Raw genomic sequence first — 11898 nt, 5'->3', positions numbered from 1 at the left:
GCCTCGCTACCCCTTTTCCGAAACCCCGATCCGCTTATTCCTCGTTTCGGCGTGCTTCTAGGGGACTTTTAAGCCCGATGCAGAGAGCTTGGTTAGTACGTTTTTTTCTTGTGTGCTAATACAAAAGCAAATCGGCTCCGTGCTAGGCACGTAAGCCGATTTTTTTATAGGTCGTTTTCGCCGCATTGTGCTTTTGCTGAGCAAGGTAAACGTCGCCCGAAAAGTCTCGCCGTACGCTCTATATTACTTTTGATACCGTGTCGGATCAGTCAACCCCGCATTGGCAAAGCCAGCGCTACGCAGGCGGCAGGCTTCGCATTCGCCGCAGGCGCGGCCTTCTTCATCGGCTTTGTAGCAGGTCACGGTAAGGGCGTAATCCACACCCAGCTCGGTGCCTTTTTGGGCGATTTCTGCTTTGGTGAGTTTCAGCAGCGGAGTGTGGATGGTGAGTTTTGATCCTTCAACGGCCACTTTCGTCGCCAGCCTTGCCATGGCTTGAAAAGATGCAATATATTCTGGGCGGCAATCTGGGTAGCCTGAGTAATCCACAGCATTCACGCCAATAAAAATATCATCGGCTTTGAGCACTTCAGACCATGCCAGCGCGTAAGAGAGCAACACTGTGTTGCGAGCGGGCACGTAGGTCACAGGGATCTCGCCGGGCTTGCCGCCGTCTACTGGCACATCAATATTGGCGTCGGTGAGTGCCGATCCGCCAAAGCCTGCTAAATCAATTTTCAGAATGCGGTGTTCAACTGCGCCCAGCGCTTCTGCCACGCGGGCGGCGGCTTTCAGCTCGGCAGTATGTTTTTGGCCGTAATCAAAAGACAGGCAATAGGGAGCAAAGCCTTCAGCTTTGGCAATAGCAAGGCAGGTGGCGGAGTCGAGGCCACCGGATAGTAAGATCACTGCAGGTTTTTTTGTCATGATATTTTCAATTTAAATAATGTTGTTTATGGATTGATGGCGATGATTTTGGTGGTTTGCTTTGTGCAATCCTTATTCAGGCAAATGCCGGAAAACCAGATTTCACCATTGCCTATCATCGCGCCATTGCTATTGCGAAACAGCGTTTCTGCTGTTTGTGCCAGCACGGCCGCTTTGACTTTTGGCGTGATTACTTTTGAGTACTGAGCAATAAACTGCGGTGCCTTCAGTGTTTTTTTATGTGGCAGATTCACGCGCAGGGGAAAGCGGGCGAGCTTGGCCACGCTGGCGGCATCGTCTTTGGCGACGGCCGTTTGCAGTGATTTTAAAAACTCACTCAACTGAGCAGTGGTCATTCCGTCCGGACCTGTGGATTCTGCCTGAGCCAATGTGGCCATCAATGCAAATACAGCTAAAAAGTAGCGCATAGGATCACTTTAAAAGTTGAGGGTAAGCCAAGCGTTGCAGGGCTTTTTCCGCCAGATCATGATAAAGATTGGTGCCAAAGAGGCGTGCTACGGTGGATGAAATCATCGCGGCTGCCAAAATTGAAATCACCATCGTGTGCCCGTCAGTCATTTCTATCAAAATAATAGCCGAGGTCAGTGGTGCCCGCGTCACTGCGGCCAGCATCGCCGCCATTCCAATGGCAATTAGTTTGATATGAATACTGCTGTCAAACCATGGCAAAAACCAGCTGCTGACTCCTGCGCCCATAGAGAGCGATGGGGCAAAAATGCCGCCGGGCAAGCCGGTTAGAAAGGTAGCGAGCAAGCCTAAAAACTTCAGCGGTAAGAAGTACCAGGCCATCGTTCCATGGCCTGTAACCACTTCGCTGGTGATTTCTGCCCCGCTACCAAAAATAGGAGCGGCTAGCCCCATGCAGGCAATTAAAAAGCCACATGCGGCGATAAACAAATAGGGCTGAGCTGCGCGCCACATCTTCACTTTAACGGGCAGCCAGCGATCCTGATGCACGCAAAGCCAGGAGAAAAAGCCACCAACTAAGCCCGCACTCACCGCCACAATAAACATCGGCCACAAAATGCTGTAGTTAAAACCGGGCACATGAATCCGGCCAAAATAGGTGTAATCACCCTGAATCGCTAGGGAAACCACACCGGCTAAAATCACCGCGCCTAATAGCTTTCCTGAGGTTTTTTCTTCTACCGAGCGCGCCAGTTCTTCAAATGCAAACACAATCCCTGCCAGTGGCGTATTAAATGCGGCGGCAATCCCAGCGGCTCCGCCAGCCAGAATCAGTTGGCGGCGAAATACGGCATCGGATAATGGAATAAAACGTCGGCAGGCATACATTAAACTTGCACCAATTTGCACCGTTGGGCCTTCACGCCCCAGCACAAAGCCACATCCCAGCCCTGCGACTACGCCGATAAACTTGGCGCAGGCGATACGTAAACTAAGCAGTTGTCTGATAACGGCGGGCTGATCGGTTACTTGCAGTGCCGCCATCGCTTGTGGAATGCCGCTGCCTTCCGAACCTTTGCCTATTTTCTGCATCAGCCAGCGTATAGCCATCCCGCCGCAGGGCAGGGCAAAAAAGGGCCACCATGCCCAGCGTGTACTCATGCTTTGGAAAATCGCCAGTGCACCGTCAGCGGCCTTGGCCAAAACAACGGCAACAAGGCCCACCATAGCGGCACCAAACCAGAGAGCTAGTGTGGCGCGGCTGCGTTCTGGTAAGTGTTTAATACGTACCAGCCAACGTTTCCAATACATGAGCTTGCCTGTTTAAACGCCGGGACGTTCACCCCAGAGGATTTTGTGTAATTGCACTTGCATGCGTACTGGTAAATGATCTTCCAGTACCCAGGCGGCGAGATTGGCAGGGGGAAGCGTTTCCCAGACGGGCGACATCAGCACGGGGGCCAGCGTTTCTAAACGACGCTCGCGGATTAAATCGCGCGCCCATTCGTAATCGCTACGATCGCATAAAACAAATTTGATTTCGTCGGCTTTGCTCAAGTATGCGAGGTTTTCCCAGTGCATTTTGGCTAATTCACCCGAGCCGGGCGTTTTGATATCCAGAATGCGTGAAACACGCGGATCAACATCAGCAATCGATAAAGCGCCGCTGGTTTCCAGGCTGAGTGAATAGCCTGCATCGCAGAGCAAGCGCATCAGTTCATGCACGCCTTTTTGCGCCAGAGGCTCGCCGCCAGTCACGCAAATATGGTGGGTGTTAAATGAGGCGATTTTATCGAGGATGGTTTGAAAAGATTGCGTCTCGCCACCGGTAAAAGCATAGGCGCTGTCGCAATAGCCACAGCGCAGCGGACAGCCGGTCAGGCGGACAAACACCGTAGGCAGGCCCATACGGGTGGTTTCACCCTGCAATGAGCAGAAGATTTCGGTAATACGTAATGCGTCTTTCAAGAGAAGCTCCTCAGCCAGCGGCAGCATTTGATGCTGCATGGCAAACCGGAAAACAGTCCGGTGGAAATAAAAACGGCGTCAACCTAATCGGTGACGCCGGGTAAAAATGTGGGCGTTGCAATGTTTCAGCGAAGCAATTTTACGCAGTTTTAGTGTTTTTAGAGTTGTTTTAATTACACTTAATCAGTTGCAAGCAGTGCTTTCTTGGCTGCTGCGGCTTTTTCTGCTTGTGGATACTTTTCAATCAGCTGCAATAGAAAGCGACGCGATGATTTTTTATCGCCCTGTGCGTTGGCAATAATGGCTAGGCCAAAGAGTGCATCGGGTGCACGAGTTTCGTCATTACTCGCGAGTACCTGCTGATAAGATGCCTGTGCGCCCTTATAGCTTTTGAGTGCCGTTTGGCTGACACCCATCCAGTAATAGGCGGTGGGCAGCTGTGCGCTACCGCTGTTTTCGTTAATAAATTTTTGCAGGCCGACTACCGCTTCTTTGTGTTTGCTTGAGCGGGTGAGCTGCACGATATCGTCTAATTGCTGCTGTTCAGACACAACAGCTGCGGCTTTGCTTTCTACTTTAGCCAGCTCCATTGTGCGCATGCGAGCATCCAGATCGGTGTAAAGATCTTTCTGGCGCTTGGCTGCCTCGTCTAGATTAAATTGCAGTACTTCGTTTTGTCCACGCAAGGTGGCAATTTCCTGGCGTAGTTTTTCTAGCTGGCCCACTAGTTCGATAGCGCGGCTATTACTTGCCTCTAATTGCATGAGGCGATCATCGGTCTTTTTTTGCGCTTGGGTTTGAGTAGTACGCAGATCAGTTAATTGCTGGCGCGCTTCATTGTCATCAAAAAGACCAGCGTGAGCCTGCACAGAAAATGCGAGCAAGAGCAGAGTAGCAATTCGTTTCATAGATTGATCTGATGTGAAGTTGAAAACGCGCGGACGAGCTATCGCTCGTCCGTGGTAGAGACTAGGTCTTTTTTGTTTTAACGGCAAGTTGATTACTGCGCAGTTTCACCATTGTAAACAATTTCGGCACGACGATTACGTTCGCGAATGGCATCGCTATCACCGGCTTCAAGCGGACGCTCTTCACCAAAGCTCACTGTTTCGATCTGGCTATCCGGCACGCCCAGTACATTCATCATTTTACGCACTGAATCTGCACGTTTTTGGCCCAGAGCTAAGTTGTACTCTGCGGTGCCGCGCTCATCGGTATGGCCCTGCAAGATGATTTTTGCGTCTTTATGGGTGTTCAGATACTTAGCATGAGCTTGTACTAGCTCATGAAAATCCGGGCGCACAATAAAGGAATCAAAATCAAAATACACGCGACGGTTGGACAGAATATTGTTTGGATCTGTCAGCTCGGTAAAGGATTTTGCCGTGCCTTGAGTCAGGTCAACGGTTGTAGGATTAGTACTTGGCTGAGTCGTGCTGGTATTTGTTGAGCCAGAGTTGTCAGCAGGTTTTGTTGTTGGTACCGGGGTGCTCGCGCAAGCGGCCAGCAAGGCAGTCATGATTAAACTAAGCGCTACTTTTTTCATTGTGTTTCTTCCTTAGATCTTACATCTTAAAGAGATAAAGCTAAGCGTTCGAGCAGTATGACATTTAGCTTAGCAAAGGTTCCGCAAATGGTATCTTTACCGGAGTACCGGTCCCCATGCGGGTTGTCTTACGTCTCCAGCCTGCGCTCTGAGGCGCTGTTTTACTCTGCCATCGCTTGAAACCGCCGCTAGCACTCCCCGTCCACCCATTTTGGTTTCGTACAGCACCATTTGCCCATTCGGTGCAAAGCTGGGCGAATCGTCAGAGCCTGTATCGGTGAGGGTGAGCACCTGACGGCTGCTTAAATCCATAATTGCCGCACGGTAGCCACCATCACGGGTAATAAAGGTCATATTCTTGCCATCCGGGCTGAGCTTGGCTGAGCTATTGTAGCTGCCCTGAAACGTTACCCGTTCTGTGTTACTGCCATTGCTGTTCATACGATAAATTTGCGGGCTGCCACCACGATCCGAGGTGAAATAAATAAAGCGCCCATCGGGTGAAAACGCAGGCTCGGTATTGATTTCACCGCCCCGGCTTAGCTGGCGTAAATCACTGCCATCGGTATTGACCAGATAAATTTGCGAGCTGCCACTTTGGGTGAGTACAACGGCGAGTTCTCGGCCATTGGGTGCCCAGGCAGGCGCGTAGTTGCTGCCTTTAAAGCTAGCCGCTTTCCAGCGCCGTCCTGAAGCCAATTCGTGCACATACACCACGGGTTTTTGGGCCTCAAAAGAAACATAGGCCAATTTGCCACCATCTGGCGACCATTTTGGCGACATCACAGGTTGTTTGGAGACCAAAATGGCTTGTGAGCCAAAACCATCGGCGTCGGACACCTGTAATTCAAAGCGTGAGCCTTGTTTGAGTACATAGGCAATTCGTGAATTAAACGCACCCGGCTGGCCAGTGATTTGCTGGTAAATCAAATCTGCAATCTGGTGCGCTACCCGGCGCATCTGGCCCGCTGTGGCTTTGCGCTCCCAGGTGATTAAGGGCTTTTTGCTGGCTAAATCAATCAGCCAGAATTGCACATTAAAGCCACCCGCATCAGGCGTTACCCGGCCAATGGCCATGGTTTGTGCGCCTTTAGCCAGAGCTGTTGTGTAATTGACCTGCTCCGGTGCAAATGGCACTGGCGACAAGTCCCCCGCGCCGATCACTTTAAACAGCCCGCTACGTGTTAAATCATCGTTAATGACTGGTGTGAGCGCTTGTTTTTGCTGGTTTTCATTCTGGAATGGTGCGATTGCGATAGGGTATTGCGATGCGCCTACGCCTACCACATCAATCGTCATATCAGCATGAGCCGCAGCGCTTAAGAGCAAGCTTGCGCTGAGCAGGCTAAAGAATTTTCGCCAAAGCATTATTGGAGTTCTCCATGAATGGCTATTCCATTCGGTTAACGTGTTATCTCTCTTGGTAGAGACATGGCTTTAATCATTCAAACGGAACGAGATTTTAATATTGCGCATATCACCGCTAAATGGTTGCCCATCAGGCAAAGGCGGCATGCGTTGCAAGGCAAGAATGGCACGTTTTGCGGCTTCGTCATACATTGTTTCGCCGCTGGATTTCAATAGTGTTACTTCTTGAATCTCGCCATTGGGCAGCACATTGATTCTGAACTCTGCCGATGGGTTGCCCTTAGGGTTTGGGTAGACCAATTTAGAGCGAATAAGTTGCGAAACCTTACTGCGGTAATCGGCCAGCCCCTTGCTGGCAGTGGCGCTATTTCCGCTACCTGAACCAGGGCCAGTGTTGTTGGTGGCATTGGGGTTATTGCCTTTGCCACCCGGCTTTGCTCCGGTTTTATTGGGCTCTAAGGAGCTGCCTTCAGACAATGCGGCATCAAATGCGGATACTTTGGGCTTAGCCGACGCTTTGGGGGCGGCTGTTGGCTTGGCTATGGGCGCAGCGCTTGGCTTGGGTTTTGGTGGGGCAGTAGGCACAGCTGTTGGCACTGGCGTCGCCTTAGGCTTTGGCGCCGGAGTTGGAGTCGGGATTGGGGTAGGTCGTAGAGTAGGCGCTGGCTTTACTTTAGCCGTAGCAATATCCGCTGGCTTTTCGGGTAAAGGTTCAGGCTTGGCTTCGATTTTGGTTTGTTTTTTAGGAGGGGGAACTGGCTCTGGATCAGGTGTTTGCTGCGAGCTGGCAGGTGGTGGTCCACCCCATAATTCAACCATGACCGGTTCAGGTTTCTTTGTTTGCCAGTTCATCGACAGCAATAAGCCCGCCACCAAAAGCAAATGGACGGCAGCGGCCAGCGCAAAGGCCAGAGTGGGGCGCTCATTACGATTAAGGTTTGGGCTCATATCACTTCGGCTGAACAAGCAGGCCAACCCGGGCAATATTGGCTTGTTTTAAAGCATCCATCGCATTCATTACCTGCTCGTAGCGTATGGATTTATCTGCGGCAATCACGACCGGGCGATTGGGTGTGATGGCTTGTTTGGCTTGTACGCTGGCGACCAGCGCTTTGAGATCGGCCAGATCGCTACTCTCTTCTTTATCGTGCAGCTTAATCGCACCAGCGGCGTCGATTTCAACTCGCAGCGGGGCCGCGTTCACTTCCTGATCGGATTTGCCAACTGTAGGCAGATTCACCACGCCTTGTTGCATCATCGGTGTGGCAACCATAAAAATCACCAGCAAAACCAGCATCACGTCGATATAGGGAACGACGTTGATTTCGTTTTTAATCCTGCGTGCGCGGCGGGCCATTATTTCACCTGACGCTGCAAGATATTGGAAAACTCTTCGATAAAGGTATCAAAGCGATTGGCGAGCTTGTCGACATCATTGGCAAAGCGGTTATAGGCAACTACGGCAGGAATGGCGGCAAACAGGCCGATGGCGGTGGCAACCAGTGCTTCGGCAATGCCGGGGGCAACGGTGGCAAGGGTAGCCTGGCCTACATTAGCAAGGCCGGTAAAGGCATTCATAATGCCCCATACGGTGCCGAATAAACCGATATAGGGGCTGATCGAGCCAACGGTAGCCAAAAACGCAGTGTGCGAATCCAGCTCGTCCAGTTCACGCTGGCAAGCGGCGCGCATGGCACGGCGGCTGCCTTCCATGACGTCGGATAATTCCATATTGCCGCGCTCGCCCGCGCGCTGGCGCAATTTTAAGAATTCACCAAAGCCCGCCTGAAAGATTTTTTCCATGCCGAGTGTCTGGCCACGGCGCACTTGATCGTAAAGTGTTGCCAGATCTGCACCATTCCAGAAGCGGTTTTCAAACTCTTCAGTTTGTTTTTTTGCGTGGGAGAGGGCGAAGTGCTTGCTGAAGATATACCACCAAGACATAAACGACATCACCAGCAAAATGCCCATGACGGCTTGTACTACGGGGCTGGCGTGCAGGACTAAAGTGATAATCGACAGATCTTGATTGGCTGCAACAGCGTCCACTTTGGGGAATCCTTTATATAGCGTGTTGTTAATGGCGGGAGAAGCCGCCGAAATAATATTCTGTGCCGGTTGAATCTGGCATTAATCCTGTTTCTTCGGGCTAAGCCCGAAGTGCTCGTATGCAGCCAGTGTAGCAATCCTGCCGCGCGGTGTTCTTTGTAAAAAGCCTTGCTGGATCAAAAAAGGCTCGATTACATCGTCAATGGTGTCGGATGATTCGCCGATAGCGGCGGCTACGTTATCGAGGCCCACTGGCCCACCAGCGAATTTTTCTAGGATGGCAGATAAAAGCTTCCTATCCATGACATCCAGCCCTGCGTGATCGACATCCAGCATCGAGAGCGCAGCATCGGCCACTTCTCGCGTTACATGACCATCGGCCCGCACTTCGGCGTAATCACGCACCCGGCGCAGTAGGCGGTTAGCAATCCGTGGCGTACCCCGTGATCTTCGCGCAATTTCGAATGCGCCGTCAGGTGCGATATTCACATTGAGTAATTGTGCCGAACGTGTGGTGATGCGGGTTAGCTCTTCTGCTGTGTAAAACTCCAGCCTTGCCACAATACCAAAGCGATCTCTCAGCGGGTTGGTCAGCATCCCTGCGCGGGTGGTGGCACCAACGAGCGTAAATGGCGGTAGATCAAGCTTTACTGATCTTGCCGCAGGGCCTTCGCCTATCATTAAATCGAGCTGAAAATCTTCGAGCGCAGGATAAAGAATTTCTTCAACCACAGGGCTAAGCCGGTGGATTTCGTCGATAAACAAGACATCATGCGGCTCTAAATTAGTCAGAATCGCCGCTAAATCGCCAGCGCGCTCGAGTACCGGGCCTGAAGTCTGGCGCAGATTTACGCCCAGTTCGCGGGAAATAATATGCGCCAGCGTGGTCTTGCCCAAGCCCGGCGGGCCAAACAGCAGAACGTGATCGAGCGCTTCACCGCGCTTTTTAGCGGCTTCAATAAAAATTTCTAATTGCTCACGCGCCTTGGCTTGCCCAACGTATTCGTCGAGTAATTTTGGCCTGAGGGCGTGTTCTAGTTTTTCTTCTTGATTAGATAATTTTGTGCTGCTAATCAGGCGATCAGCAGGAGCTGCAGAAAGCGCATCGGTTTCGATCATGGCAGTAGGCGATCCAAGAGGGTAGTACGGCTTGCTGCGTAGCAATAAGCAAGTACCACCACGCTCGCAACACTAAAGCCTGCAATGATATCGGAGAAATGATGCACACCGAGTACCAGTCTGGCTATTCCACCTAAAATGGCAGCACAAAAGGCAAGGCCAAACCAGAGCGTGCGGCGTTGTGGCTGGTATTGCGAGGCAATCAGGGCCAGTACAAAAGACATTATCCATGCGCTCATGGCGTGGCCGCTAGGAAAAGACGGGCCGTGTGCCGAGGCTAAAAATTCTAAGCTGGGGCGAGGCCGTAAAATGCTGAATTTAAGTGCGGCATTTAATAGCCAGCCGCTGAAAATGGCCAAGGGCAGGCCAACGGCATTGCGGCGATCGCCTAATTTAAACCATAAACCTGCACCAATCACCGATGCCAGTAGCAGGGAGCCTAATGCACTGCCAAACCAAGCTAAAGTTTTGCAGAGGGCAATCAGCCATGCTGGTCCATTGTAAAAGACATTACCGATGGCATCATCAAGTGCATTGAGCTCTGGCGTGCTTAAGAGCGTGGCTAAAAAAATGAACAGGATAGTGCCGGTAATGGCGGTGATGGACAGGATTCGCATTTAGGTTTTAACCAGTTGTTTAAGGGCGCGCCGGATGCCGTCAGAAACATCAACATCGCTGGCGAGCTCTTTGACCGCTCCATTGGCTTCGCGTTCGCTATATCCCAAGGCAATTAATGCATGTAGCACATCATCTTTATTTGATGCAGGCGTTTGAAACAGTGCACTATTATTACTGGCAGAGGTCATAATAGGCAGATTGTTGAGCTTGCCACGCAGTTCTAAAACAAGCCGCTCTGCCGTTTTCTTACCAATACCCGGTACTTTGGATAGCCGCACCAGATCTTCTGCGGCAATCGCTTGCGCAAGCTCGTCGGCGTTCATTCCCGATAAAATAGCGAGCGCAATTTTTGCGCCGATGCCGCTCACTTTAATCAGCGAGCGGAATGTATCGCGCTCAGCCCGGGTGGCAAAACCGTATAAAAGCTGTGCGTCTTCACGCACTACCATATGAATATATAAGCTGGATGGCTGACCCATGTGGGGTAATACATAAAACGTGCTCATGGGCACATCTACTTCGTAGCCCACGCCATTGGTTTCAATCACAATTTGCGGCGGCTGTTTTTCGATCAGGGTTCCGGTAAGGCGTCCGATCATGGTGTGCATCTCTTTATCAAAGCGGGGAGTATAAATGGCCGACAATCGCTTGACGAATCTGAAAGTGAAGTTAGGTATTTTTTGCTTAGCATCTGCTCTGCAAGCGGGTGCCGTGCCCGTAAAACTACTGACACAGCAGCAATTACCATACAGTAATCAGCTGGAAGATGGACGCCAGACAGGTATTGCCCTGGAAACGGTACGTTGCGTTATGAATAAATTGCAGCGTCCGGTAGAAATTAAGTTTTTGCCATGGAAGCGTGCGCAGAACTTAGTTGAGCTGGGTGAGGCCGATGGCTTTTTTTCAGCATCGCAAAGCAATGAGCGGGATCGTTACGCCTCGTTGACGCAAATGATTGCGCCTCAGCAGTGGCGCTGGTATTTTCGCCGCGATAGTCATGCCAAGCCTTTAAGTGAAGAATTCCGCCAATCGGCGATGGTGGGGGCTTATTTTGGCTCGAATATGCTGAGCTGGTTAAAAATATCCGGCTATCGAATTTATGCCTCCCCTCCTGGGCATGATCAGTTATTAAAAATGCTGATCGCAGGAAGAGTCGAAGCAGTATTGGCGAGTGATTTGGCGATGAATGAGTCGATTCGCTTGACGCATTCGGAGCAAAAAATTCGCTCCGAATTATTAGAAGACAAACCTTTAGGCGTGTATTTTGGCCATCGTTTCTTAAAAGAAGAGCCAGAGTTTCTTGCTCGCTTTAATGCCGAGCTGCCGCTTTGCCGTAGCAAACTTTAAGCTAAACGCCCACGTTTAATGGTGAGACCTAAGCTTGCCAGTTGCTTCATTGCGCCACTATCGTGCTGAGCATGGGTAAGTGCCACAGCCAAGGCATCGGCAGCATCAGATTGCGGCGCGCCATTTAAGCGCAACATGCGCTGCACCATCTGGCTGACTTGATCTTTATCTGCGTGGCCATTTCCCACCACGGCCTGCTTCACTTGCAGCGCCGTATATTCCCCAATCGGCAGATCGGCCAGCACAAGGGCCGACATCGCCGCTCCCCGTGCCTGGCCCAGCATTAAGGTTGATTGTGGGTTGACGTTTACAAACACAATTTCAACTGCAGCTACATCCGGCTTATAGGTTTCTACTACTTCAGTAATCCCGCGCAAAATGGATTTGATGCGGGCTGCTAGCTCCCCGCCGGGGGTGCGAATACAGCCCGAAGCGACGTAAGTTCGGTTTTGCCCGTCGATATCAATCACCCCAAACCCTGTGATTCTAGAGCCGGGGTCAATTCCTAAAATACGCATTCGTAGTCA

15 protein-coding genes are annotated in these 11898 nt (G+C 51.2%); 1 reads left to right on the top strand and 14 read right to left on the bottom strand.

Annotation, left to right across the window (positions count from 1 at the left end; translation table 11 throughout):
* Window positions 1-243 precede the first annotated feature (243 nt).
* From queC to ruvA, 13 genes are all read right to left on the bottom strand, one after another.
* Entirely contained in the window at window positions 244-927 is a 684-nt protein-coding gene (gene queC / locus VN23_RS17480; protein ID WP_046353716.1) for a 7-cyano-7-deazaguanine synthase QueC, read from the bottom strand.
* Between the two features lie 26 nt (window positions 928-953).
* Window positions 954-1355, bottom strand: coding sequence for a hypothetical protein (locus VN23_RS17475; RefSeq protein ID WP_052746811.1), 402 nt, complete (start codon window positions 1353-1355; stop codon window positions 954-956).
* 4 nt (window positions 1356-1359) lie between these two features.
* A complete protein-coding gene (locus tag VN23_RS17470) occupies window positions 1360-2667 on the bottom strand; it encodes a chloride channel protein (protein WP_052746810.1) in 1308 nt (435 codons plus the stop codon).
* 12 nt (window positions 2668-2679) lie between these two features.
* Window positions 2680-3363 (bottom strand): 7-carboxy-7-deazaguanine synthase QueE, encoded by a 684-nt coding sequence (queE, locus tag VN23_RS17465; RefSeq protein ID WP_082752829.1) that lies wholly within the window; start codon window positions 3361-3363, stop codon window positions 2680-2682.
* Between the two features lie 140 nt (window positions 3364-3503).
* Complete coding sequence (locus tag VN23_RS17460) at window positions 3504-4232, bottom strand: YbgF trimerization domain-containing protein (protein WP_052746809.1); 729 nt, start codon at window positions 4230-4232, stop codon at window positions 3504-3506.
* 92 nt (window positions 4233-4324) lie between these two features.
* Window positions 4325-4870 carry a peptidoglycan-associated lipoprotein Pal gene (pal, locus tag VN23_RS17455; protein ID WP_046353714.1) on the bottom strand — a complete coding sequence of 182 codons (546 nt, stop codon included), beginning with the start codon at window positions 4868-4870 and terminating at the stop codon, window positions 4325-4327.
* Window positions 4871-4966: 96 nt separating this feature from the next.
* Window positions 4967-6238, bottom strand: a complete 1272-nt coding sequence (gene tolB, locus VN23_RS17450) for a Tol-Pal system beta propeller repeat protein TolB (RefSeq protein ID WP_046353713.1) — start codon at window positions 6236-6238, stop codon at window positions 4967-4969.
* Between the two features lie 69 nt (window positions 6239-6307).
* The gene (locus tag VN23_RS17445; RefSeq protein ID WP_046353712.1) at window positions 6308-7186 is read right to left on the bottom strand and encodes a TonB family protein; all 879 of its coding nucleotides are present in this window, start codon (window positions 7184-7186) and stop codon (window positions 6308-6310) included.
* A gap of 1 nt (window position 7187) precedes the next feature.
* Window positions 7188-7595 carry a protein TolR gene (tolR, locus tag VN23_RS17440; RefSeq protein WP_046353711.1) on the bottom strand — a complete coding sequence of 136 codons (408 nt, stop codon included), beginning with the start codon at window positions 7593-7595 and terminating at the stop codon, window positions 7188-7190.
* Window positions 7595-8287, bottom strand: coding sequence for a protein TolQ (gene tolQ, locus VN23_RS17435; protein WP_046353710.1), 693 nt, complete (start codon window positions 8285-8287; stop codon window positions 7595-7597). Before tolQ ends, tolR begins: the two co-directional genes overlap by 1 nt.
* An 81-nt stretch (window positions 8288-8368) precedes the next feature.
* Window positions 8369-9406 carry a Holliday junction branch migration DNA helicase RuvB gene (gene ruvB / locus VN23_RS17430; protein WP_046353709.1) on the bottom strand — a complete coding sequence of 346 codons (1038 nt, stop codon included), beginning with the start codon at window positions 9404-9406 and terminating at the stop codon, window positions 8369-8371.
* Complete coding sequence (locus tag VN23_RS17425; protein ID WP_052746808.1) at window positions 9403-10023, bottom strand: phosphatase PAP2 family protein; 621 nt, start codon at window positions 10021-10023, stop codon at window positions 9403-9405. Before VN23_RS17425 ends, ruvB begins: the two co-directional genes overlap by 4 nt.
* On the bottom strand, window positions 10024-10623 hold the full coding sequence (gene ruvA, locus VN23_RS17420; RefSeq protein WP_046353708.1) for a Holliday junction branch migration protein RuvA: 600 nt from the start codon (window positions 10621-10623) through the stop codon (window positions 10024-10026).
* Between the two features lie 34 nt (window positions 10624-10657).
* Between ruvA and VN23_RS17415 the strand changes: the two genes are divergently transcribed.
* Window positions 10658-11371 carry a substrate-binding periplasmic protein gene (locus VN23_RS17415; RefSeq protein ID WP_046353707.1) on the top strand — a complete coding sequence of 238 codons (714 nt, stop codon included), beginning with the start codon at window positions 10658-10660 and terminating at the stop codon, window positions 11369-11371.
* On the opposite strand, the gene ruvC is transcribed toward VN23_RS17415, so the two are convergent.
* Window positions 11368-11889, bottom strand: a complete 522-nt coding sequence (gene ruvC, locus VN23_RS17410; protein WP_046353706.1) for a crossover junction endodeoxyribonuclease RuvC — start codon at window positions 11887-11889, stop codon at window positions 11368-11370. The two genes, VN23_RS17415 and ruvC, sit on opposite strands and share 4 nt — an antisense overlap.
* Window positions 11890-11898 lie beyond the last annotated feature (9 nt).

Source organism: Janthinobacterium sp. B9-8 (assembly GCF_000969645.2).
Classification (GTDB): Bacteria; Pseudomonadota; Gammaproteobacteria; order Burkholderiales; family Chitinibacteraceae; genus Iodobacter.
The sequence above is the reverse complement of the archived record's forward strand: the minus strand, read 5'-3'. Positions and strand labels throughout refer to the sequence as shown.